General features: G+C 36.3%; 21 protein-coding genes. All 21 read left to right on the forward strand.

Annotated features, from left to right (window positions below):
• Positions 1-59 precede the first annotated feature (59 nt).
• The gene (gene ilvN, locus BV60_RS0109545) at positions 60-581 is read left to right on the forward strand and encodes an acetolactate synthase small subunit (RefSeq protein ID WP_029321262.1); all 522 of its coding nucleotides are present in this window, start codon (positions 60-62) and stop codon (positions 579-581) included.
• Between the two features lie 96 nt (positions 582-677).
• Positions 678-1,706, forward strand: a complete 1,029-nt coding sequence (ilvC, locus tag BV60_RS0109550; protein WP_029321264.1) for a ketol-acid reductoisomerase — start codon at positions 678-680, stop codon at positions 1,704-1,706.
• A gap of 64 nt (positions 1,707-1,770) precedes the next feature.
• On the forward strand, positions 1,771-4,218 hold the full coding sequence (locus BV60_RS0109555) for a YfhO family protein (RefSeq protein WP_029321265.1): 2,448 nt from the start codon (positions 1,771-1,773) through the stop codon (positions 4,216-4,218).
• A gap of 77 nt (positions 4,219-4,295) precedes the next feature.
• Complete coding sequence (gene leuC / locus BV60_RS0109560) at positions 4,296-5,561, forward strand: 3-isopropylmalate dehydratase large subunit (RefSeq protein WP_029321270.1); 1,266 nt, start codon at positions 4,296-4,298, stop codon at positions 5,559-5,561.
• A 63-nt stretch (positions 5,562-5,624) separates the two neighbouring features.
• Positions 5,625-6,113, forward strand: coding sequence for a 3-isopropylmalate dehydratase small subunit (leuD, locus tag BV60_RS0109565; RefSeq protein ID WP_029321272.1), 489 nt, complete (start codon positions 5,625-5,627; stop codon positions 6,111-6,113).
• Complete coding sequence (locus tag BV60_RS0109570) at positions 6,103-7,098, forward strand: glycosyltransferase family 2 protein (protein ID WP_051656629.1); 996 nt, start codon at positions 6,103-6,105, stop codon at positions 7,096-7,098. Before leuD ends, BV60_RS0109570 begins: the two co-directional genes overlap by 11 nt.
• 36 nt (positions 7,099-7,134) lie before the next feature.
• Positions 7,135-7,953, forward strand: coding sequence for an Mrp/NBP35 family ATP-binding protein (locus tag BV60_RS0109575; protein ID WP_029321276.1), 819 nt, complete (start codon positions 7,135-7,137; stop codon positions 7,951-7,953).
• A gap of 78 nt (positions 7,954-8,031) precedes the next feature.
• Positions 8,032-9,474, forward strand: a complete 1,443-nt coding sequence (locus tag BV60_RS0109580; RefSeq protein WP_051656630.1) for an AI-2E family transporter — start codon at positions 8,032-8,034, stop codon at positions 9,472-9,474.
• A 189-nt stretch (positions 9,475-9,663) separates the two neighbouring features.
• Positions 9,664-10,695: a branched-chain amino acid aminotransferase gene (locus tag BV60_RS0109585; protein ID WP_029321279.1), complete on the forward strand. Its 1,032-nt coding sequence runs from the start codon at positions 9,664-9,666 to the stop codon at positions 10,693-10,695.
• A 187-nt stretch (positions 10,696-10,882) separates the two neighbouring features.
• Positions 10,883-11,248 (forward strand): NusG domain II-containing protein, encoded by a 366-nt coding sequence (locus tag BV60_RS0109590; RefSeq protein ID WP_029321281.1) that lies wholly within the window; start codon positions 10,883-10,885, stop codon positions 11,246-11,248.
• A gap of 171 nt (positions 11,249-11,419) precedes the next feature.
• A complete protein-coding gene (locus tag BV60_RS0109595) occupies positions 11,420-13,204 on the forward strand; it encodes an ABC transporter ATP-binding protein (protein ID WP_051656631.1) in 1,785 nt (594 codons plus the stop codon).
• A gap of 2 nt (positions 13,205-13,206) precedes the next feature.
• On the forward strand, positions 13,207-14,997 hold the full coding sequence (locus tag BV60_RS0109600) for an ABC transporter ATP-binding protein (protein WP_029321284.1): 1,791 nt from the start codon (positions 13,207-13,209) through the stop codon (positions 14,995-14,997).
• 106 nt (positions 14,998-15,103) lie between these two features.
• Positions 15,104-15,403 (forward strand): STAS domain-containing protein, encoded by a 300-nt coding sequence (locus tag BV60_RS0109605; RefSeq protein WP_029321286.1) that lies wholly within the window; start codon positions 15,104-15,106, stop codon positions 15,401-15,403.
• 117 nt (positions 15,404-15,520) lie between these two features.
• Positions 15,521-15,949, forward strand: coding sequence for an ATP-binding protein (locus BV60_RS0109610; RefSeq protein WP_330376244.1), 429 nt, complete (start codon positions 15,521-15,523; stop codon positions 15,947-15,949).
• A gap of 19 nt (positions 15,950-15,968) precedes the next feature.
• Positions 15,969-17,507, forward strand: coding sequence for a PP2C family protein-serine/threonine phosphatase (locus BV60_RS21910; protein WP_051656632.1), 1,539 nt, complete (start codon positions 15,969-15,971; stop codon positions 17,505-17,507).
• 44 nt (positions 17,508-17,551) lie between these two features.
• Entirely contained in the window at positions 17,552-18,241 is a 690-nt protein-coding gene (locus BV60_RS0109620; RefSeq protein ID WP_029321292.1) for a hypothetical protein, read from the forward strand.
• Between the two features lie 8 nt (positions 18,242-18,249).
• Positions 18,250-18,762: a Gx transporter family protein gene (locus tag BV60_RS0109625; protein WP_029321294.1), complete on the forward strand. Its 513-nt coding sequence runs from the start codon at positions 18,250-18,252 to the stop codon at positions 18,760-18,762.
• 20 nt (positions 18,763-18,782) lie between these two features.
• Positions 18,783-22,508, forward strand: coding sequence for a cache domain-containing protein (locus BV60_RS21915; RefSeq protein ID WP_051656633.1), 3,726 nt, complete (start codon positions 18,783-18,785; stop codon positions 22,506-22,508).
• A gap of 25 nt (positions 22,509-22,533) precedes the next feature.
• Positions 22,534-23,151 (forward strand): Holliday junction branch migration protein RuvA, encoded by a 618-nt coding sequence (gene ruvA, locus BV60_RS0109635; RefSeq protein ID WP_029321298.1) that lies wholly within the window; start codon positions 22,534-22,536, stop codon positions 23,149-23,151.
• 18 nt (positions 23,152-23,169) lie between these two features.
• Positions 23,170-24,207 carry a Holliday junction branch migration DNA helicase RuvB gene (gene ruvB, locus BV60_RS0109640; protein WP_051656634.1) on the forward strand — a complete coding sequence of 346 codons (1,038 nt, stop codon included), beginning with the start codon at positions 23,170-23,172 and terminating at the stop codon, positions 24,205-24,207.
• Positions 24,208-24,359: 152 nt separating this feature from the next.
• Complete coding sequence (zapA, locus tag BV60_RS0109645) at positions 24,360-24,767, forward strand: cell division protein ZapA (protein ID WP_029321302.1); 408 nt, start codon at positions 24,360-24,362, stop codon at positions 24,765-24,767.
• The last annotated feature ends 48 nt before the right edge of the window (positions 24,768-24,815 follow it).

The raw sequence follows: 24,815 nt of genomic DNA on the forward strand, positions 1-24,815 counted from the left end.
TAAAGTAAAAAGCGCATAAAATTGGAAGATATTAGATTATTCACATTCAATGGAGCGGTATGAAAAGAAAAGTATTTCAATTGCTGGTAGATAATACATCCGGTGTTTTGACAAGAATATCTGCTTTGTTTGCACGAAGAGGATATAACATTGAGAGCATTACAGCCGGAACTACAGCAGATCCCAATTACACCAGAATAACAATTGTAACATCAGGTGATGATGTGATCCTTGATCAGATTGAGAAGCAGGTTTCCAAGCTTATAGATGTCAGGGATATTCATGAGCTTGAGCCTGATGACAGCGTTTACAGAGAACTTGCACTTATAAAGGTTCGTGCAGGTGAGAAGGAACGTGAGAGCATTATGACTATTGCCAATATTTTCAGAGCTAACATTATTGATGTAACTCCTGAATCACTTATTATTGAGATTACCGGTAATCAGTCAAAGGTTGATGCACTTCTTAAGATGCTTGAGGGCAAAGAAATCCTTGAGCTTGCAAGGACAGGTATAGCAGGACTCGGTAGAGGAACCGATAAGGTTATTTCTATTGAAGAATTGGAACAGATGTCATATTGAAAATTTAAAAATAAGTTAACTCCGAAAACTGCTTAATTAAAATTTTAAGTGATTTTCGTCAGTATATAAAATCAATTTTTTACGGAGGTAAGAAACATGTCACAGGAAGCACGTATTTTCTATCAGGAGGATTGCAATCTTTCACTTTTAGAGGGTAAAACAATTGCAATTATCGGCTATGGTTCTCAGGGCCATGCTCATGCACTTAACCTTAAGGAGTCCGGATGCAATGTCATTATCGGTCTTTATGAGGGGTCAAAGAGCAAAGCTAAGGCTGAGGCACAGGGTCTTAAGGTTTACAACACAGCAGAAGCTGCAAAGATGGCTGACGTGATTATGATTCTTATTAACGATGAGAAGCAGGCTAAGATGTATAAGGAAGACATCGAGCCCAACCTTGAGCCCGGCAACATGCTTATGTTCGCTCATGGTTTCAATATTCACTTTGGTCTTATCCAGCCGCCTAAGGATGTAGATGTTACAATGATCGCTCCCAAGGCACCCGGTCATACAGTAAGAAGTGAGTATCAGGCAGGTAAGGGAACACCTTGTCTTGTAGCTGTTCATCAGGATGCAACAGGAAAGGCACTTGATAAGGCACTTGCATATGGTGCAGGTATCGGTGGTGCAAGAGCAGGTATCCTTGAGACTACATTCAGAACAGAGACAGAGACCGATCTCTTTGGTGAGCAGGCAGTTCTTTGCGGTGGTGTATGCGCACTTATGCAGGCTGGTTTTGAGACACTTGTTGAGGCAGGCTATGATCCGAGAAATGCATATTTCGAGTGTGTACACGAGATGAAGCTCATTGTTGATCTTATCTATCAGTCAGGTTTTGCCGGAATGAGATATTCAATTTCAAATACAGCTGAATATGGCGATTATGTAACAGGACCCAAGATTGTTACAGAGGATACCAAGAAGGCTATGAAGAAAATTCTTTCAGATATCCAGGATGGAACCTTTGCTAAGGAATTCCTTCTTGATATGAGTGAGGCAGGCGGACAGGTACACTTTAACGCTATGAGAAAGCTCGCATCTGAGCATCCTGCTGAGAAGGTTGGTACAGAGATCAGAAAGCTTTACAGCTGGAACAACGAAAACGATAAGCTTATAAACAACTAATCCGCTGAATAATAAATGATCAAAAGGAGAGCTGCCGCATAGCGGCAGCTCATTTTAAGAGGATATGAAGTATTACAGTCAAAAATCTATCAAAAATCGAATTCTTCAGCTTTTTGTACTTTCCTTTATAATGTATATGATAGCGGTTGTGCCTTTTTTTATTAGCAGAGGCATGCCGTTTTTCTATTATGGGGATTACAATGTTCAACAGATTCCTTTTTATACGGTAGCCCATAGAGCCATTAGAGACGGTAATTTTTTCTATCTGTGGAATATGGATTTAGGCGGTTCTCTTATAGGCAGCTTTTCTTTTTATTTATTGGGGAGTCCGTTTTTTTGGATGACCATACCTTTTCCCGAGGAAACTATTCCATACATGATGCCTTTTTTGATGGCTATTAAAATATGCATATGCTCAATGACTGCATATTTCTATATAAGAAAAAAGGTTGTACGTGACGAAGCTGCAATGATAGGCGCATTATTATATGCGTTTTCAGGATTTAATGCCTGTAATATAGTATTTAATCATTTTACTGACATTGTATGCTTTTTTCCGTTGTATCTCTATTCTTTTGAAAAGCTTATGGAGATTGATCATCATAAGGATCATTGGCTTTTTATTCCCAGCGGTAAAAAAATTATATTTTTTACACTTATGACAACTTTTATGGCTGTTATAAATTATTATTTCTTTTTTGGAGAAGTGATTTTTCTATTGCTATATTTTGTTATATGCTACGTTCCGGGAAACAGGTCCGTACATGTAGCCAGAATGTTTTTGCGAGCATTAAGCGGTGGAGTTCTGGGAGTAATGATCGGTGGATTTTATATTCTTCAGGCTGTTTTGGGAGTATCCGGAAATAGCAGACTTTCCAATATACTTCTTGGATATGATGTTGTTTCCTATGAAAGCATGAACATGCTTTGGGATATTTTAAAGAGCATGGTTATGATACCGGACATTATAGGCAAAGGAACAGTATTCTATACAAGTCCGGTAAAAAATGCATCCTTGGCCGTTTTTTTGCCTCTCTTTGGATTATCCGGTGTTATAGCATATTTTATTTCAAAGAAAAATAAAAAAGACAATCATAAAAGACTTCTTTTGGTATGTCTTATTATGGCAATGATTCCCGTTGGTAATTCAGCATTTTCACTATTTAATGAAAGCTACTATGCCAGATGGTTTTATATGCCTATTCTGATAATGTCGCTTGTAACAGCGAAAATGATTGAGCGCGGCAGAAGCGAAGAATTAAAAAAAGGTACACTGATAACATCTCTTTTGTTTCTTCTGATTCTTTTGATATCGATATTACCTTCATATGACGACTACGGTGACGTTGTATATATGGCTTTGATTTCCAATGAAAAAATATACTGGAGAGATGTTATTGGGACGGCAGTAATCCTTTTACTCCTGATCATATCGGTCTTTGTGACACCAAAATGTATTAGAAAGATAAAGCTTCCTTTTTGGAAAGGTGAAGGTCTTATACTTAAGAAACCAATTATGAGACTGGAAATAATGCTCGTTTTTACCGTTATGGCTTCAATAATATCACTGCATATTGTTCTTAAAAACGGTAGTGGTCTTATAAGTAATTATGGTAAAGAACAATGGGAAAAGCAGATGCTGTATTCAAGCCCTGATCTGGATGATGATGAATTTTACAGAACAGAAACAGATGATACTGCTACAAATTATGATATGTTCTGGGGATATGGGTCTCTACATAGCTTCATAAGCACCATACCTTCGAAGACCTTTGATTTTTTATACGGTACAGAAGAAATTAAAAGAACGGTTGAAACAAGAATTCCTAAAGAAAGTATAGGGCTGAGAGCAATACTTTCAAATAAGTATTATCTTGAGAATTCACTGATAAATGATAAAGGATTTTTTACTACAGGTAAGGGATTAGATGGCTTTGGATATGTGAATTCTGAGAATGGAATAGATATTTACAGGAATATGAACTATATTCCGATGGGATTTACCTATGATTATTGCATAAAGAAATCAGAATGGGAAAAGATTGACGATGGCTTAAAGGATAGACTTTTGTCTGTTGCTGTTATTTTATCCGATAAGGATTTTGAAAAGTATAAAAATGTTATAAGCGAATTGCCGAAATCATATTATAATGAGGAAATGCCGCAGGATGTTTTTAATCAGAACTGTTTTGACAGGGCTGCAAGCTCATGCATGAAATTTGTACCTGATACAAATGGTTTTTATGCAATGACCAGTAACCTTCTTTCAGGGAAAATTATGTTTTTTTCAATTCCGAATATGAAGGGATTTTCTGTAAAAATAGACGGGAAGCCTGCTGAAATAATTGAGGCTGATTATGGTATGATGGCACTTAATATACCTGCAGGAGTTCATGAAATTACTGCTGAGTTTAAACCTGAAGGTTTTTATCCGGGAATTATTCTTAGCTGTATTGGCATTGCTGTTTTGATTGTTTATTCAGTAGTTGTTATTTTTTACAAAAAACGCTAAATATGGTATCTTTATTCAAGATATATACAGATTGTAACGAAAACAAGTGATTAAGGAAAGGTTGGGAGTGATTGTAAATGGCAGGTATGACGATGAGCCAGAAGATTCTGGCAGCACACGCCGGACTTTCGGAAGTTAAGTCCGGACAGCTTATTGAAGCGGATCTGGACCTTGTACTGGGTAATGACATAACAAGTCCGGTTGCGATTAAGGAAATGGATAAAATCGGAACAAAAGGAGTTTTTAATAAGGACAAAATTGCACTTGTTCCGGATCATTTTGTTCCGAATAAAGATATTAAATCTGCAGAAAACTGTAAATGTGTTCGTGAATTTGCCAGAAAAAATTCAATTACGAACTATTTTGAAGTTGGGCAGATGGGAATTGAACATGCGCTTCTTCCGGAAAAAGGGCTTACAGTTCCGGGAGATCTTATAATTGGAGCAGATTCACATACATGTACTTACGGTGCTCTCGGTGCTTTCAGTACTGGTGTCGGTTCTACAGATATGGCAGCCGGAATGGCTACAGGTAAGGCATGGTTTAAGGTTCCTTCCGCAATTAAATTTAATCTTACCGGTAAACTTAATGAATATGTAAGCGGTAAAGATGTCATACTTCACATTATAGGAATGATTGGAGTTGACGGTGCTCTGTATAAATCAATGGAATTTACAGGGGATGGAGTAAAAGAGCTTTCAATGGATGACAGATTTACAATTGCAAATATGGCAATTGAAGCAGGTGGAAAAAACGGTATTTTCCCTGTTGATGAGAAGGCTTTGGAATATTTGAAAGAACATGCACCGGGAAAAGAATATAAAATATTCGAAGCGGATGCAGATGCTGAATATGATGAAGAATATACTATAGACCTTTCAACACTTAAATCGACAGTAGCATTTCCTCATCTTCCTGAGAATACTCATACATTTGATGAGATTGATGAAATAAAAATCGATCAGGTCGTTATCGGTTCTTGTACAAACGGAAGAATAGATGATATTCGTATGGCTGCTAAAATTCTTAAAGGCAGAAAAGTGGCTGAAGGTATCAGATGCATTATAATTCCTGCTACTCAGGCCATATATATGCAGGCTATGGATGAGGGACTTTTGAAAACCTTTATTGAAGCCGGCGCAGTTGTTTCTACACCTACATGTGGTCCTTGCCTTGGCGGATATATGGGTATTCTTGCTTCCGGCGAAAGATGTGTTTCCACAACAAACAGAAACTTTGTCGGCAGAATGGGAGCTACAGATTCAGAGATTTACCTTGCTTCACCTGCTGTTGCAGCTGCAAGTGCGGTTACAGGTAAGCTTTCACAGCCAAGTGAATTATAATCAATTTATTTACTCAGGCAAGAAATAACTTAATAAGCATTACTATGAAAGGTGAAAGGGAATATGAAAGAAGCAAGAGGAAGCGTTTTTAAATTCGGTGATAATGTTGATACAGACGTAATTATCCCCGCAAGATATTTAAATACAACCGATCATGCGGAGCTTGCAGCTCATTGTATGGAAGATATAGACAAGACATTTATTCAAAATGTTAAAAAAGGTGATATTATTGTTGCGAATAAGAACTTTGGATGCGGTTCTTCAAGAGAACATGCTCCTATAGCTATAAAGGCTGCAGGTGTTTCATGTGTAATAGCTGAGACTTTTGCCAGAATTTTCTACAGAAACAGTATAAACATTGGCCTGCCCATTGTTGAATGTGAGGAAGCTGCAAAGGAAATAAATGACGGTGATACGGTAAGTATTAATTTTGATACAGGTGTAATTACTGACGAGACAACAGGTAAAAGCTACCAGGGACAGGCATTTCCGCCTTTTATGCAAAAAATAATTGATTGTGAAGGATTGGTTAACTATATCAATGCGAAATGATATACGATTGTTTATGGTAATTCCCTGCTATAACGAACAGGAGGTATTGCCGGAGACTTCAAAGAGACTTGAAGAAAAAATGGGTCGGCTCATAAAGGATGGTGTAATAGCATCATCAAGCAGAGTGGTATTTGTGGATGACGGTTCCGCAGATACCACCTGGGAGCAGATAGATGAACTACATAAGAAAAATCCTTTGTTTCAGGGAGTTAAGCTTTCCCGGAACAGAGGCCACCAGAATGCACTTCTTGCAGGATTGATGACTGTAAGAAGTGTATGTGATGTTGCGATTTCAATGGATGCCGATCTGCAGGATGACATTAATGCAATAGACGGTATGCTTGAAAAATATAAGGAAGGTGCTGAAATCGTTTACGGTGTAAGAAGCAGCAGGCAGACTGACACTTTCTTTAAACGGGGAACAGCTCAGGGGTATTATAAGCTCATGAATAAAATGGGCGCAGATATAGTATATAATCATGCTGATTTCAGACTTATGAGCAGTGAAGCACTTGAGATGCTCTCAGAATATTCTGAGGTTAATCTGTTTTTACGAGGGATCGTTCCCATGATTGGTTTAAAGACAGATATTGTTTACTATGAGAGGGCGGAGCGTTTTGCGGGAGAGAGTAAATATCCCCTAATGAAGATGCTTTCCTTTGCTTTTGAAGGAATTACTTCACTTAGTGTTAAACCTATACGAATGATTTCCGGACTGGGTGTTGCTATTTTTTCGGTCAGTATCATAATTCTCATCTATTCGCTTGTAAGGCACTTTACAGGTAATACAATTCCGGGATGGACAACAACTGTTTTATCAATTTGGGCTATTGGAGGTCTTACCATGATCTCTCTTGGCGTTATAGGTGAATATATAGGAAAAATCTACCTTGAGACAAAAAACAGACCGAGATATATAATCAGCGAATATCTTGGGGATAAGGATGATTTTGTTAATCTTATTGATGTGAAAATAAGCAGATAATTACTGCTTTATAAATATATATGAGAGGTTTTATAAATGTCAGAAGAAAAGAAAAAGAAGACTCCTGAAGATTTTAGAAAGGAGAGTGAAGCAAGCTTTCGCGTTAACCTTGCAAATGGCTCCAGCGTAAAAAAAGTCATTGGAGTTGTCAGCGGTAAAGGCGGTGTAGGCAAGAGCCTTGTTACAGGCCTTTCAGCTTGTGCAATGAATAAAAAGGGCTATAAGACAGCTGTTCTTGATGCGGATATTACAGGCCCTTCAATCCCTAAAATGTTTGGAGCATCACAAATTAAATATGCTGATGACAACGGCAATATGATTCCTTCAGAATCTGAGAATGGAATAAAGCTTGTTTCTATCAACCTTCTTATGGATAACGATACAGATCCTGTAATTTGGAGAGGTCCTGTTATTGCGGGGGTTGTTAAACAGTTCTGGGGAGAAGTAAACTGGGGTGATATAGACTATATGTTTGTAGATATGCCTCCCGGAACAGGAGATGTTCCGCTTACTGTTTTTCAGTCTCTTCCGGTAGATGGAATAATAGTAGTTTCAACACCACAGGAACTTGTTTCCATGATTGTGGAAAAAGCAGTTAATATGGCAAAAATGATGAATGTTCCCGTGCTTGGCCTTGTTGAAAATATGAGCTATATGAATTGCCCCCACTGCAATAAACCGATTTATGTTTTCGGTGAGAGCAAAATTGACTCTTATGCTTCTGCAAACGGACTTGATGTTCTTGCCAGAATTCCTCTTGATCCTGAGTTTTCATCAAAATGTGATGCAGGAAAAATAGAAGAGTATGAGCCTGATTTTATGGACAGTCTTGTTTATAAGCTTGAGCAGTTATAATTATTTTACTAATCGCTTACAGATGGATATAATAGATTTATAGAAATGTATGAAAAAAAGTAAGCGGGGGGTTCTTCTATGAGATGGAAGCCTGGTAAAAAACAGATCAGCATAATGGTTTCTGTAATTTTGTGCAGTTTGGCCATTATGCTGATTTATTATGTGATATTTAATGGTGGTAAGCTCACTAAAGCATTAAATCACCTTTTTTCAATCCTTACTCCGATTATTATAGGATGTGTTCTTGGGTATATTCTAACCCCACTCCTAAATATGATTGAGAAAAAATGGATTTATTCAATTTACAGATTTAACGGCATAAATCTTTCTGAAATTCAATATTTTAAAAAGAGAAAAAAAGTAAGACAGATAAGTGTAGCACTTACAATGATTCTGTTTTTTACTGTGATGTATGCAATGCTAATGGTTCTTATTCCACAGCTTATAAAAAGCATTCGCGACATTATTCGTAATTTCCCGTATTATGCCAATAACCTCCAAAGATTTATGGATAAATATCTCGATGATAATCCTGCTGTCAGGAGGGCTGTGGATTCATTACTTGAACAGTATTCTACAACCATAAACAATATGTTTAAGGACTTTGTAGTTCCCAATCTTTCAACAATGATAACTACACTGTCAAAGAGTATGATGAGTATCATACAGATATTTTTATATCTTATTGTAGGAATAGTGGTTGCTGTATATGTCCTTAATTCAAAGGAAACATTTATCGGTCAGGGAAAAAAGCTTTGCTATGCATTTCTTAGAAAAGAAATGGCTAATGAAGTCATAGGTGCTTTCAGATATGCGCATCATACATTTACAGGATTTTTAATGGGAAAGCTTGTTGATTCTGTAATAGTTGGAATTATCTGCTTTATAGCTATTAGCATTTTGAAAATTCCATATCCTATTGTACTTGCTTTTGGAGTAGGAATAACAAATCTTATTCCTTTCTTTGGACCATATTTAGGCGGCGGTTTTGGTCTTATACTGCTTATAATGATCAATCCTTTTAAAGCACTTGCTTTTCTGATTGTAATTGTTATTCTACAGCAAATTGACGGAAATATTCTTGGCCCCTTGATTCTTGGCAATTCAACAGGTCTTTCAAGCTTTTGGGTAATTTTTGCAATTATGCTGTTTGGTGGCATATGGGGGCCTATAGGCTGGATTATAGGGGTTCCTGTATTTGCATGTATTTATACTTTATGCGGTCACGTAACTATGAAAAAGTTAAGAGCAAAAAAACTACCTCGTGACACTTCTGTGTATATTGATACGGCATATATGGATGAGAACGGAATTGTAAAATTAAGTGAAGCTGACAACTCTAAGTATTATGTTCATAATGAAGCATCTACCTGGAGAAAAATTTTTAAATTTTATAAGAAGAATAAAAGATATATTGAACAGGTGCTTCCTCAAAAGACGGATCCGGTAAATGATGATACGGAAACAGAAAATAATGAAATAAGGACCGGTATTGGAACAGATGACAAATTCGATAAATGATTTTATAGCACATTAATTTTGTAATGTATGCCATGTGAATTTAATGCTTATTTATACACCTTGACACTTGATATAATATAATTATATTATTTATTAAAAGTTGGCACTTTAAAGTGTTAAATTAAATCGGCTTGGGAGTAAATTTCATCCCCTGAACTGATCGGAATTTTTAGGAGGAGCATAATTATTATGAGTAAGAAAAATTTGGACTGGTCAAGCATTGGATTTAATTATCATGTAGCAGATTACCGCTATGTATCTAATTATAAGGATGGCAAGTGGGATGATGGTGAGATTACAACAGATGCTAAGATTGTACTTAGTGAAGATGCAGGTGTTCTTCATTATGCACAGGAGGTTTTTGAGGGACTCAAGGCTTATGAAACAGAAGACGGACATATTGTCTGCTTCAGACCTGATCTTAATGCAAGCAGAATGGAAGACTCAGCTAAACGCCTTGAAATGCCTGCGTTTCCCGCAGAGAGATTTATTAAGGCTGTAGAAGAAGTAGTAAAGGCAAATGAGGATTGGGTTCCGCCTTTTGGAAGCGGTGCTACTCTTTATATCAGACCTTTGATGTTTGCAACAGGCAATGTTATCGGAGTTAAGCCTGCTGATGAATATCAGTTTAGAATTTTTGTAACACCTGTAGGACCTTACTTCAAAGGTGGAGCTAAGCCAATCGTTGTAAAAATAAGTGATTTTGACAGAGCAGCTCCGCATGGAACGGGTAACATTAAGGCAGGACTCAACTATGCAATGAGCCTTCATGCTATTGTTACAGCTCATGAAGAAGGCTTTGCAGAGAATGTTTACCTTGATGCACAGAGCAGAACATACATTGAAGAGACCGGTGGTGCTAATATTCTTTTTGTTGATGAAGACGGAAATCTTGTAGTTCCCAAATCCTTCACAGACTCCATTCTTCCTTCAATAACAAGAAGATCAATTGTACAGGTTGCCAGAGACTATCTTGGACTTACTGTTGATGAAAGACCTGTAAGATTGGATGAAGTTCATAAATTTAAGGAAATGGGCTTGTGTGGTACAGCTGCAGTTATCAGTCCTGTTGGTAAAATTAATGATCATGGCAAGGAAATCTGCTTTGAATCAGGAATGGATGAGATGGGACCTGTTATTAAAAAGCTTTATGATACTCTTACAGGTATTCAGATGGGTGAAATAGAAGCTCCCGAAGGTTGGGTACACGTAATCAAATAAAACTGTTCAAAAAACAGCAAACAAATTCGCCTCAGTTTTCGTTTTGGAAACTGAGGCTTTTTTTTATGAAAATACCGTGTAATTTTACTTTCTTGTCTTAAAGAAAATATCATATAATAGTTTATGACTATAGATGTATTCATAAAAACTTGTTTGATAAAAAATCTACACTTTTGGAGAAAATAAGATGGAAAGAAGAGTTAAAACATACATTCTTCTGCTTACTGTCATTATTCTTTCTTTGCTACTACTAATTTTTGGGAAAATTTTTTCTAAAAATGGTACCAAAGCGGTAATATCGGTTAACGGCGAAATAATAAAGGAATTACCTCTTGATATAGACACTGAATTTGAAGTAAAAAGCGAAAATGGTGATATAAATATAATAGAAATCGGAAATGGGTATTGTTATGTTAAAAGTGCTAACTGCCCGGATAAGCTTTGTATAAATCAGGGAGAAATATCAAAAGCAGGTGAATCAATAATATGTCTTCCGCATAAAGTTGTTGTAACAATTGAGGGTAATGGTAACATTGATTCGATGGTAAGATAGTAAACAATTAACTTGTATTCAAATACGAAATATTGAATACAAATATTCTAAAAATTAAATCACCACTATAGCAAGAAATTGTACTAAGATAAGCAATAAATGGTTAGGAACTTCTATAGTTTCTGACTATTATATTGCTTATATTTTTTTACAAAAAACGGGGTGAGTATTATGAAAATGTATGGCAGAAAATGGAAGTTTCCAAGGACAAGACTGGAATGGCTTTGGGATAATATGGAGGGCTATAGGCTAATTTATGTTATCTCTATATTGGGTACTGTTGCCTATAATATGATGCAGCTTACAGTACCGTTTTTTTCATCACAGATAGTAGATAAGTTTTTAACGGGTCCCGAAGCCAGAGTATATTTTAATGAGCATTCTGAAGAGTTTTACAGATTGCTGATAATGATGATCGCATTTACGATTCTTAGATGCTTTATTGTTTATATTGACTGCTACGGATATGAGAAGGTGTCCCAGGGAGTTTTATTCAGGATAAGAAATTATCTTTATGACAAGATACAAAGACAGGATATGAAGTTTTACAGTACTTACAGAACCGGAGATTTAATGACCAGAGTAACCGGTGACCTTGATGCAGTACGTCATATGGTTGCATGGGTCATACGAATGGTTGTTGAAGCCATCTCTTTGATAACCGCGGTTGGCATATATTTTCTGTTCATGAACTGGAAAATGGCATTATGTTTACTTGCTGTAGCTCCTGTAATTTTTATTGTGATCATAAAGTTTAAAACAGAAGTAGCCCCCATGCATGCACTTCTTCGTGAAAAGCTTGCTGCAATGAATACAATTGCTCAGGAAAATATATCAGGAAATCGTGTTGTTAAAGCTTTTGCACGAGAAGATTATGAGATAGAACAATTCGATAAATGCAATAAGGATTACAGAGATACAAATAAAAAGACAGCAAATATCTGGATTAAATATTTTCCGATAGTTGAAACATTTGCTAACCTGTTACCGGTTATTCTTCTTTTGATAGGTGGTCTTTTTTTGATAAATTCCGAAATGACAATGGGAGAATATGTTGCTTTTTCCGGACTTATCTGGGCTATAGCCAACCCAATGAGACAGCTTGGAAACGTTATGAACGAATTTCAGAGATTTTCAGCTGCAGCTGTAAAGGTTATGGAAATTTACTATTCAGAACCGGAAATAGTTGACAAGGAATATACTGCACTTATGCCTAACAGATTTGACGGCAAAGTTGAATTTAAAGATGTAAGCTTTATGTACACAGATGGAAAGCTTCCTGTATTAAAACATATTTCATTTACTGCTATGCCTGGACAGACAATTGCGATTATGGGAGAGACAGGGTGCGGTAAAACATCACTTATACATTTGATTCCAAGATTTTATGAGCCTACTGAGGGGCAGGTTCTTATTGATGGTGTTAATGTGCAGGACATAAAACTCATGCAGCTTAGAAAAAATATAGGACTTGCGACACAGGATGTTCTGCTGTACTCCGATACGATAGACGGAAATATTGCATACGGTGATCAGTTCCTAAGTAAGGAAGATGTACTAAAATACGCAAAGTATTCGCAGGCTTCTGATTTTATTGCCAAAATGCCTGAGGGCTATGAAACAATTGTCGGCGAGCGGGGTGTTGGACTGTCAGGTGGCCAAAAGCAGAGAATATCTCTCGCAAGAGCACTCGCAGTAAGGCCTTCAATTCTTATACTTGATGATACAACTTCCGCTGTGGACCTTGAGACTGAGAAGGCTATACAGGAAAATCTTGATTCGCTTGATTTTAAATGTACAAAGATAATAATAGCCCAGAGAATTTCAACAACAAAAAATGCAGACCAGATTCTGATCATGCAGCATGGAGAAATAACAGAACGCGGTACACATGAAGAACTGATTAAAAAGGGTGGCTATTACGCCGATCTTGTAAAATTACAAATGGGGGCATAAGTATGGCTAGGAATACATATAAGCAGGATGAAATATTAGAAGAACCTTTTGATATAAAGCATTTATTAAGAGCTTCTGAGTATATAAAGAAGCATCTGTTAAAAATGCTAATCGCCTTTTCTTTAAGTGGCATTGCCGGAATAACAGCACTCGTTAATCCGATAATAGTCAGGAAAGCACTGGATGCAGCTATACCGGAAAACAATAAGAATATGCTTTTTTATCTTGTATGCCTTTCTGTGTTTTTCTATGCATTAAGCATATTATTTTCAACAATAAGGTCTAAAATAATGGTCAGTGTCAGTCAGGATATTATCTATCAGATAAGACACGATCTTTATGAGCATTTGCAGGCGCTTCCTTTTCAGTATTATGATGACAGACCGCACGGAAAGATTCTGGTAAGGGTCGTAAACTATGTAAATTCTGTTTCAGATATGCTTAGTAACGGATTGATTAACGTAGTGCTTGAAATACTTAATCTTATTTTTATAGTCATATTCATGTTTGCCGTAGATGTTCAGCTAAGCCTTGTAGTGCTTGGCGGTGTGCCGATTCTAATGATATTTATGTTCTGGATAAAAGAAAAGCAAAGAAAAGCATGGCAGATGGTTTCAAATAAGAATTCAAATCTGAATGCATATCTGCAGGAGAATATCGTCGGAGCTCGTATTACTCAGATTTTTGCAAGAGAAGATGAAAACGCAAAAATTTTCAAAGAACTTTCGGGAGACTGCAGAAAAACCTGGATGAAAGCAATCTTTTACAGTACTTTAGTATGGCCCGGAATTGATACAATTTCCGTATTTGTAAGAGCTGCGATATATTTCTTTGGACTTGTGATTTTTGCAGGAGGTAATCAGACACTTGGAACAATAGTAGCAATTTCCAGTTATGCTTCCAGATTCTGGCAGCCAATAATGAACCTTGGAAATATTTTTAATGGTTTTATTAATAATATCGCATATCTTGAGCGTATTTTTGAAACGATGGATGAACCGGTAACAATTAATGATTCCGATGATGCAGTAAAAATGAAGCAGCTTAAAGGAAAAGTAGAATTTGAAAACGTCTCATTTTCCTACGAAAAGGGTGAGGAAGTATTACATAATGTTTCTTTCTCTGTTGAGCCCGGTGAAAGCGTGGCACTTGTGGGACCTACAGGAGCAGGAAAGAGTACTATCGTAAGCCTTATTTCAAGATTTTATAATGTTGACAGCGGAAGAATTCTTATAGATGGTCAGGATATTTCTAAGGTAACACTGAAATCTCTCAGAGAACAGATGGGAATAATGCTTCAGGACAGCTTTATTTTTTCAGGTACCATAGAAGACAATATACGATACGGAAAACTGGACGCTACTTCAAAAGAAATAATAAAAGCTTCGGAAACGGTATGTGCCGATCCCTTTATCAGAAATATGAGCAATGGTTACGATACAGAAGTTAAGGAGAGAGGTTCACTACTTTCACAGGGACAAAAACAGCTTATATCATTTGCAAGAACGCTGCTTTCAGATCCTGCTATTCTTGTTTTGGATGAAGCTACTTCCAGTATTGATGTTCAGACTGAAAAAGATCTGCAGAAGGGCCTTAATGCTATGCTTTCCGGAAGAACAAGCTTTATTATTGCCCATAGGCTTTCAACAATTACAGGCTGCGACAAAATAATGTATATAAATAACGGTGGTATCACAGAGTGCGGAACTCATGAGGAACTAATGGCTAAAAAAGGAGATTATTACCATCTTTATACTGCTCAGATCGAGGATATTGAGGGAAAAGCAGGATAAAGTGAAAATACTTTAAAAAAAATATAAACTTTTTACATTTGTTTACTGAATAGTGTACAATATACTATATTATTAAAAATAATAATTTTGTGAGGAGGTTTAATAGATGTTAAACATTAAAAAAGATTTACAGGATAAACAATTGGTAGTTGGCCTTGAAGGCAGACTTGATACAACTACGGCACCAACACTTGAGGAAGAACTGAAGTCAGCTCTTGCAGGTGTTGAGAATCTTGTATTTGATCTTTCCAGTCTGGAATATATTTCCAGTGCAGGTCTTCGTGTCCTTTTGTCTTCTCAGAAAACAATGAACAAGCAGGGCAAAATGGTTGTTAAGAACGTTTCAGAGGAAGTTAATGAGATTTTTGAAGTAACAGGCTTTTCTGATATTCTTACGATAGAATGATTTTTCATAGATAAATTACCAGCAGGATAACTATGTTTATCCTGCTATTTAATATGAAAAAATGTGATTTTTGACCATAAAAATATATTCTTCCAAATGAAACTGATACTTTAGAATTTGGTTAAGCTAAAGGGTAAGGACATGAAAGAACTTGTAGTTGATGCAACAATCGAAAATCTGACGCAGGTACTTGAGTTTATTGATACTGAGCTTGAAAATGCAGAATGCGATATGAAAAATCAGGTTAAGATTGATATGGCTGTCGAGGAATTATACGTTAATATTGCTCATTATGCCTATCATGATAAAATCGGGAAAGCGCAGATACTTTTCGATGTGGACAGTGATAATCGTGTAATTATTACGCTGATTGACAGTGGGGTGCACTACGATCCGCTTGCCAAGGACGATCCGGATATTTCTCTTTCAGCAGAGGAGAGAGAAATAGGTGGTTTAGGAATCTATATGGTTAAACAAAGTATGGATGAAGTTTTGTATGAATATACAGATGGGCAAAATAAGACCACGATCATAAAGAATCTGTAATTTACCGGATGGATTTAAAATGGATTTTATTTCTAAAAAGCAAAAACAAAGGGCTATTTTGGCCTCAATTATTTATCTGGTTCTTTTATTATTGAGCGTTCAATTTGTCTTTGTAAGGGGACTTTCAGATCTCAAACCTGTATATATTTTTAATATAAGCGGTGATATTTTTGGCATGTTTATGGGGTATATACTCTACATATGCTGTCTTATAGATGTCCAAAAAACAGGTAATGATCTTAAGTGGTTTTTATATCTTTTAAATGCTGCATATTTCGGTGTTTTTACTGATTCGGTTGCCTGGCTTGTTGATGGTGTTCGGGAGCTTTCGTACATAAATTTTGCAGATAATCTGTTGTACTATTTGTGTGCTCCTTTAGAGGTTTTCTTTTTTTGGAAATACACAAAGAACTTTCTTGATATTGATAAGAAAACCATAAAACTGATTGATGGTTTTCAATTTTATGGTTGTTTAGTATCCATTCTTTTAAGCGTATCAAATGTTTTTACAAAATTTTATTTTTATGTTGACCAGGAAGGCTTCTACCACAGGACTGATTACTATCTTATTTCATTGATTTATGTTTCCTTTTCAATAATTTGTACACTGACTGTGATCGTATTGGAGAGAAAAAAACTTCAGAGTTATCAGATTGTAACACTATTTATGTATGTTCTTGGCCCTACAATAGTATCAATTATTACAGTAAGAATTTACGGACTTTCTATAATCAATGGTGTCATAATGCTTTTTCTGCTTCTTATGTACTGCATACTTAATGTTGTGCAGGGAAGGGAAAAAGCTATTGCGGACAGGGACCTTGCATTAGCTTCCGGAATACAGGAGCATATTTTGCCAAGACTCTTTCCGCCTTTTCCGGAAAGAATTGAATTTGATTTATATGCATCCATGACTCCGGCAAAGGAAGTTGGCGGCGATTTTTACGATTTTTTTATGATAGATCAGGATCACCTGGCTATTGTTATAGCGGATGTTTCCGGTAAAGGAGTTCCGGCTGCTCTTTTTATGATGGTAGCAAGAGCAATTATAAAGAATCAGACATTGTATTCAAGGAAAATGAATCCCAGTACCATTCTTTCAAAGGTTAATAATCAACTTTGCGAAGGAAATGACCTTGAACTTTTTGTCACAGCATGGCTTGGGATTCTAACTGTTTCGGAAGGAAGGCTTCGGTACGCAAATGCAGGTCACGAATATCCATGTCTAAAGAAAAACAACGGGTCCTTTGAAATAGTCAAAGAGAAACATTCACCTCCGCTTGCTGCAATGGAAGGGCTTGTTTTTAGGGGCGGTGAAATTTATTTGGATAAAGGAGATACATTATACATCTATACAGATGGTGTTACTGAAGCAACAAATTCAAAAAATGATCTGTTTGGTACAGACAGAATGCTAAGTGCACTTAATGAAAATATGGAGGCATCGCCTGCTGAACTTGATAAAAAAGTAAGAGAACGTATATATCAGTTTGTAAAAGATGCACCGCAATTTGATGATATAACTATGCTTTGTCTTAAATTTAACGGAAGTAATTAATTTGTAACACAATATTTTAATATAATACTTATGAGGAGAGGAATATGAGCAAAAAGTATAAAGAAATTGAGGGTGAACCGATAGTAACATCACAGAAGCTTGTTATCAATTGCAAAGATAACGTTATGAAAGCTGATTTTGAAAAAGCTTCGGATTTTCTGAAAGAGTGTAACCTTAAGCATAAAGATAATTTGCAGATGGAGCTGTTGTTTGAAGAAACAGCTTTGATGCTCGGACAGATCACAAAGGATTTTTCAGCCTTGTTATGGTTTGAGAAATTTGAGAATTACTGTTGTCTTAAGCTGACGGCAAAAACTGAAATGAATTATGAAAAGAAAGAAGAACTTATTTCTGTTTCTTCTTCAAAACAAAACGCCCTGGCAAAAGGCTTCATGGGTAAAATTGCAGATATAATTGAAACCGGATTGATGGATTTTGACTATGTTGCAAGACTTCAACAGGAATATGGCGGTACAAATGTAGGATTCGGAAGCATGGGAATATATGATGGCTTTGACGGAGTAGGAAATCTTAGTGCTGCATGGTACCTTTCTGATTATAAAGACTCACTTAATGAGGAAATTGAAGATCCTTCGCCTGAAAATGATGCAAACTTAAAAGCATGGGACGAGCTCGAAAAGTCTATTGTTGCAAGTATAGCAGAGGATGTAATTGTCGGTACCAAGAGTGATGTTATTGAAATGACTATAGTTAAAGCTCTTAAAAATGTCTGATTACTGATATGAAGAATAATATTTCTGCCACCGGCAAAATTGCATTACTTGGATTATTGCTTTCTTATGCGATGTTACTTTCGTATATTGAAACATTGATTCCTTTTTTTGGAGGAGTACCGGGCATGAAGCTTGGTCTCCCCAACATGGTAATAGTACTTATTATTTTTTCTTACGGAGAATATGAAGGTATTCTCATAAATGTTTTACGAATTGTTCTCTCAGGCTTTTTGTTTGGCAGCCTGTTTGGAATTTTATTTTCCGTAACAGGTGCTGCAATAAGCTTTATTGTAATGGTAGTTATAAAAAAACTTGACCTTTTTGATATAAAAGGCGTAAGCATTTGCGGGGGGCTTGCTCATAATATGGGACAGCTCCTTGTTGCGGCTTTTATAGTAAAAACATCAGGAATCTTTTATTACATTCCCTTACTTATGTTATCCGGGGCGCTTACGGGTTTTTTAAACGGTTTCATTGCCGGGATGATGCTTAAGTATGGGGAAAATGCGAAGCTGCTGTAAACTCATTTGAGGTATTTTAGGTGAAAAAGAACAAACACGCAGCGGGCATTATTATCTTTGTTCTTATTACACTGATTATTGTTACAAGCATCAATTTTTTTCTGGTTTTCAGGACTACTGCCGATGAAACAATAAGTTCAGGAAAGTATCAGCTTGAGAGTATTGGAGCTGAACTTGAAAACGGGATAAATAATGCTAAAAATTTAACAGCACAGTATGCAATTAAGGCACAGCCACTTGTAAATGATAGAAGTGCTTTGGAAGCATTTATCTATGAATCCAAGGACAAAATCATTAAGGAAACGGATGGTGTGGGCTTTAATGTTTATGTTGCTGGATATGACTGGCATATTATTCCGGATCTTGAGCTTGAGGATTATGACCAGACTGAGCGAACATGGTTTAAAGGTGCTATAAAAAATAACGGTAATACTTATGTATGCGCACCCTATATTGATGCGGTTACAGGTGCTATTTGCTACACGGTTTCCGTTTCCCTCGAAAATAATAATGACGTATTTGCTATTGATTACACTCTTTCACATATTCAAAATGAAATTCAGAAGATATCCATTTCAGACAATAACACCTCTGTAATTGTAACTGAAGATGGTATTATTGCGGGCTGCAGTGACCAACAATATGTTGGTGCAAACCTTTTAGATGTATATCCTGACTATATTGGTATTTTCAATCTTGCTAAGACATCAAATGAAACAGTTTCTACCAAACTTCCTCAAGGTCTTTTTCATGAAAACCTGTTTGCGACCGGTACGAATTCCGGATGGTACCTAATTGTTAGTATTAATGACTGGGAATTATACCATGATTCATATTTATGGCTATTCCTTGGCATGAGTCTGAATATAATCATATTCTTTATAATTTTCATTCTATATTTCATTACAAGAAAAAATGAAGAAAAAGCACAGGAAGCTTTGGAGTCAAAGGATGACTTTTTGAAGGCTGTTACAGGTGACTTAAAAGCTCCTTTGAACCAGATTCTTAGCAATACCGATTCAAGAGCATTTGATGAAGATAAAAATTATGAAGCGAGATTTCAGAGTATTCAGGATGCAACAAAACAGCTTTCCGAAAGTATTCAGCAGATAATAAGCTACTCGAATTATGTAAAGAGTGAAAATCGCAAAAAGAACAGAAAAGATGCCAGCAGAATTACAAAAGTAAGCAGTAAATACAGAATAATTATCATTGGATTAATGAGTTTTTCAATGCTTGTCAGCGTGGCTTCCATAAGCTGGATGACTACCAGATGGTGTGATGCTAGAATGCAGCAGATGGTCGGTTATTATGAAAGCCAGGTAACAGAGTGGACAACTTCTCAAAAAACTATACTTGATATGTTTTGCGTTAATATTTCAACAAAGCCGGAAATACTTAATGATTCACAGGAAATAATTGATTATCTCGACAGAATTACTGAGTGTTATAATCAGATATCCGCATCATATATAGCAAATAAGGATTTTGAACAGGTAGTATATATGAATACCGGATGGAGACCTGAGTCGGGCTTCAAAGTAGAAGACAGACAATGGTATATGGATACTATTAATTCTGAAGACGGCTTTAATATTTCTACACCCTATATTGATGCCCAGACAGGTAATTACTGTATAACTTTTTCGGAGAGAGTATATGATAATAAAACCGGAGAGTTTCTGGGCGTATTTGGTATTGATTTTTATATTGATAAATTGGTCGAAATACTTGGAAGCTCCTATTCCGAAAACAGCTATGCTTTTCTCACCGATTCAAGAGGAACTATTATAAATCATCCACACGGTACTTATCAGATGACCGGCAAAAAATCGACTAATATTGCAAATCTTCCTTATCACAAAGCAGGGGACGATGAGGGAAAGGTAATCGTATTTACTGATTATGACGGTGTTCTGAAGGTTCTTATAGCAAAAAAAACCAAGGTGGCAGATTTTACGGTTTTTGTAGCATTTAACTTCTTTACAATTTATGGAAGAACAATTCTATATGGTACCATTGCATTTTTATCCTCAATCATTTGCATATTAGTAATATATCATTTGCTTGGAAGTCTTATAAAATGGCAGGAAGAAATGAATAACAAGCTTCAGGACTCAGCTGATGCTGCAATAGCTGCAGGAAAAGCAAAAAGTGATTTCCTTGCTATGATGTCCCATGAAATAAGGACTCCCATAAATGCCATAATCGGAATGAATGAAATGATATTAAGGGAGAATAAAAGAGATGATATAAAAGGATACGCCAATAATATTCAAAGTGCTTCAAAAACACTGCTTTCACTTATAAACAGCATTCTTGATTTTTCAAAGATTGAAGAAGGAAAACTTGAAATAATATGTGTTGAATATGAAACAATCCCTTTGCTTGTTGATATTATTAATATGATTTCGGCGCGTATAAAGAAAACGGATCTTGAATTTAAACTGAATATAGATCCGCATCTGCCAAGAGGAATGTTTGGCGATGACTTCAGAATTAAGCAGATTATATTAAATCTACTTACTAACGCAGTTAAATATACGGAAAAAGGCTGTGTGACACTCTCAATTGAAGGAACACCTATTGATAAAAAATATGTTGAAATAGATGTACGTGTCTCTGATACGGGTATCGGTATTAAAGATACTGATATAAACAAACTGAACGCTTCTTTCCAGAGATTCGATCAAAAAAGAAACCGGAATATAGAAGGAACAGGACTTGGAATTGCAATTGTTACAAGTCTTCTTGAAATGATGGGCAGCACTCTTTTAGTAAAGAGTGTATATGGCGAAGGATCTGAATTTTCTTTTGTTTTAAAACAAAAGGTTACAGATTGGTGTGATATTGGCGAGATAAATGAAGAAACACTTATAACCAATACGGAAGATCACAATGAAAGATTTCTTGTTGCAGAGCATGCCGATATTTTGGTTGTTGATGATAATGACATGAATTTATCTGTAATGAAGAGCCTTTTGAAGCGAAATAAAATAGATCCTGATTTTGCATCAAGCGGTGCAAAGTGTATAGAATATGTAAGCTTCAAGCACTACGATATTATTTTCCTTGATCATATGATGCCTGAGATGGATGGTATTGAGACACTTCAAAATCTTAAGAAGCAAAATCTTTTAAAGAATGATACAACGGTAATCGCACTTACGGCCAATGCAGTTGTGGGCGCAAAGGAAGAATATCTTTTGGCAGGTTTTAATGATTATCTTTCTAAACCTGTCGATACAGTTGCACTTGAGAAGACGCTTGCAAAATATCTGCCATCATTTAAATACAGCTATATAGATAAAGCGGCACAGACCAAAGATACTACTACTGAAAATGATTTACTTGTTTTTGATAAAGAAGAAATATCAAAAACAGATAAATTGTACATAAATAAACTTAAGGATTTGCACTATATTGATACTGTATTTGCACTTTCGTTATGCGGAAGTGAAAGCGTTTATATCTCTGTTATCAGAATGTTTATGAGAACAGCGGATAACAATAAGAAAAAGCTTGCTGAATATATTGAGAATCATCAAAATAAGGAATTTGTCTTGGCTATTGAAAATACGAAAAATTCCGCAAGACTTATAGGCGCGATAGAACTTGGCAACCTGTCTAAAGAACTTGAAAAAAAGGCAAAAGAAAATAATATAGAAGCAATTAGAGAAAAAACTGACTTAATCTTCGAATGGTATGATAGAATTATTACTGATTTTAATTTGATTTTTAAATAAACCGTGCGAAGGAAATATTAAATAAATGATTGCTTTTGTTAATGGAATACTTGATGAAAAACGCGATTTGCTTGCTGTGATCGATGTGGGCGGTATTGGTTATAATGTAAATATATCAGCATATACGGCTGACAGACTCCCTTCCAAAGGAGAAAATGTTAAACTTTATACTTATATGAGCGTTCGTGAGGATGCCATGAATTTATATGGTTTTTTAACAAGAGATGAATTGGAGTTTTTTAAACTATTAATAAGTGTAAGCGGTATCGGCCCCAAAGGCGGACAGGCTATTTTATCGGTTATGACACCTGATGATCTTAGATTTGCGATCTTGTCGGGTGATTCGAAATCAATAAGCAAAGCTCCCGGAGTAGGTAAAAAAACAGCAGAAAGGCTGGTTTTGGAGCTTAAGGATAAGATATCAAACGATGATATTCTTTCAGGAAAAGCCGGAGGCGATGGCGAAAACAATATGATAATTGAAGGTGATGACGCTCCTCAAAATGAAGCGACTCAAGCGCTGGTTAGTCTTGGCTATTCACTTTCAGAAGCTTCAAAAGCTGTTCGAAAGGTTATGTCAACAGGTGTCCAAGGGGACGACACGGAAGCTATCCTAAAGATGGCACTGAAAGAATTAATATAATAACTAAATGGTGGATGTATGGAAAAAAGAACTATAAGGACTTCTGCAGAGCGGGGGAACGGAGCTATTAATGCAGAAGCTCTTCAGGAAGATAAAAAGATTGAAGGTTCACTTAGGCCAAAAAGACTAAAAGATTATATAGGACAGTCAAAAATAAAAGAGAATTTGAATGTTTCAATAGAAGCTGCAAAAAAAAGAGGACAGAGTCTTGATCATATTCTTTTGTACGGACCGCCGGGGCTTGGTAAAACGACTCTTGCGGAAATTATTGCAGCCGAAATGGGGGTTAATTGTAAGGTTACAAGCGGTCCGGCAATAGAGAAACCCGGAGAAATCGCTGCAATCCTTAATAACCTTAAAGAAGGTGATGTACTTTTTATTGATGAAATTCATAGATTAAACAGACAGGTGGAAGAGGTTCTTTATCCTGCTATGGAAGATTATAAGATTGACATTATGATCGGAAAAGGACCTTCTGCAAGATCTATAAGACTGGACCTACCGCATTTTACACTTATAGGTGCGACAACAAGAGCCGGAATGCTGTCAGCGCCTCTTCGTGACAGATTCGGTATGCTTTATAAAATGGAATTCTATGAGACGGAAGAGCTTATGCAGATAATCAAGCAATCAGCTAAAGTTCTGGGGGTGGAAACAGAAGATAACGGTGCCAGGGAAATGGCGAAAAGAAGCCGTGGAACACCAAGAATAGCAAACAGAATTCTAAAACGCGTCAGAGATTATGCTCAGGTTCGTTATGATGGAATAATTACCGAAGAGGTAGCCAGAACAGCACTTGATCTTATGGACGTCGACAAGCTGGGACTTGATCACAATGACAGGACGCTTCTTCTTACTTTAATTGAAAAGTTCGGAGGAGGACCGGCAGGTCTTGATACATTGGCTGCTTCAATAGGAGAGGATTCAGGAACTATCGAAGATGTATATGAACCGTATCTTCTAAAAAACGGTCTAATAGGCAGGACTCCCAGAGGCAGAATAGTTACAGATCTGGCATACGAACATCTTGGGCTCTTACCGATGACAAATACATGATATTGTGGTATTATTTTTATAAAATAACACTCTATACTATTGATAATGGGTGGTTTTAAAGTATATAATCTCTTATGACTTTAATCTCGTCTTAATATGAGGAACAGTCAAATAAGAAATTATAAAAAGTTGCCTGAATGGGGAGGATAGTTATGGCTTCTAAGACAGATACCGAGGTAATCATCGGGGGGAAGGTATTTACTCTGAGCGGATATGAGAGTGAAGAATATCTACAAAAGGTTGCCTCTTATATTAATAATAAGATTGCCGATTATAACAAAATGGATGGCTTTAAAAGACAGCCACTTGATACACAGAACGTACTTCTTCAATTAAATATTGCAGATGATTATTTTAAGGCCAAAAAGCAGGTTGAGATGCTTGAAGGTCAGCTTAGTGATAAGGAGAAAGAGCTTTATGACATAAAGCATGAGCTTATTGCTACTCAGATTAAACTTGAGAATACTGAGAAGAACGTTAAGAATCTTCAGTCAGACATAACAGAGGATTCCAGAAAGATCATTCAGATGGAAACAGAGCTTAAATCTCTGAAAAAGTAATCCAAAGGCTGCCGGTTCGGCAGCCTTTAAATATTTTTGTTTTTAGAA

It is taken from the genome of Butyrivibrio sp. AE3004, assembly GCF_000703165.1.
Lineage (GTDB): Bacteria > Bacillota > Clostridia > Lachnospirales > Lachnospiraceae > Butyrivibrio.

Coding starts and splice junctions, on each gene's coding strand:
- BV60_RS0109570 (WP_051656629.1), top strand. CDS start 6,103: ATGCGAAATGATATACGATTGTTTATGGTAATTCCCTGCTATAACGAA.
- leuC (WP_029321270.1), top strand. CDS start 4,296: ATGGCAGGTATGACGATGAGCCAGAAGATTCTGGCAGCACACGCCGGA.
- BV60_RS0109595 (WP_051656631.1), top strand. CDS start 11,420: ATGAAAATGTATGGCAGAAAATGGAAGTTTCCAAGGACAAGACTGGAA.
- ruvB (WP_051656634.1), top strand. CDS start 23,170: ATGGAAAAAAGAACTATAAGGACTTCTGCAGAGCGGGGGAACGGAGCT.
- BV60_RS0109600 (WP_029321284.1), top strand. CDS start 13,207: ATGGCTAGGAATACATATAAGCAGGATGAAATATTAGAAGAACCTTTT.
- BV60_RS0109625 (WP_029321294.1), top strand. CDS start 18,250: ATGAAGAATAATATTTCTGCCACCGGCAAAATTGCATTACTTGGATTA.
- zapA (WP_029321302.1), top strand. CDS start 24,360: ATGGCTTCTAAGACAGATACCGAGGTAATCATCGGGGGGAAGGTATTT.
- BV60_RS0109580 (WP_051656630.1), top strand. CDS start 8,032: ATGAGATGGAAGCCTGGTAAAAAACAGATCAGCATAATGGTTTCTGTA.
- leuD (WP_029321272.1), top strand. CDS start 5,625: ATGAAAGAAGCAAGAGGAAGCGTTTTTAAATTCGGTGATAATGTTGAT.
- BV60_RS21910 (WP_051656632.1), top strand. CDS start 15,969: ATGGATTTTATTTCTAAAAAGCAAAAACAAAGGGCTATTTTGGCCTCA.
- ilvC (WP_029321264.1), top strand. CDS start 678: ATGTCACAGGAAGCACGTATTTTCTATCAGGAGGATTGCAATCTTTCA.
- BV60_RS0109585 (WP_029321279.1), top strand. CDS start 9,664: ATGAGTAAGAAAAATTTGGACTGGTCAAGCATTGGATTTAATTATCAT.
- BV60_RS0109590 (WP_029321281.1), top strand. CDS start 10,883: ATGGAAAGAAGAGTTAAAACATACATTCTTCTGCTTACTGTCATTATT.
- BV60_RS0109620 (WP_029321292.1), top strand. CDS start 17,552: ATGAGCAAAAAGTATAAAGAAATTGAGGGTGAACCGATAGTAACATCA.
- BV60_RS0109555 (WP_029321265.1), top strand. CDS start 1,771: ATGAAGTATTACAGTCAAAAATCTATCAAAAATCGAATTCTTCAGCTT.
- ruvA (WP_029321298.1), top strand. CDS start 22,534: ATGATTGCTTTTGTTAATGGAATACTTGATGAAAAACGCGATTTGCTT.
- BV60_RS0109575 (WP_029321276.1), top strand. CDS start 7,135: ATGTCAGAAGAAAAGAAAAAGAAGACTCCTGAAGATTTTAGAAAGGAG.
- ilvN (WP_029321262.1), top strand. CDS start 60: ATGAAAAGAAAAGTATTTCAATTGCTGGTAGATAATACATCCGGTGTT.
- BV60_RS0109605 (WP_029321286.1), top strand. CDS start 15,104: ATGTTAAACATTAAAAAAGATTTACAGGATAAACAATTGGTAGTTGGC.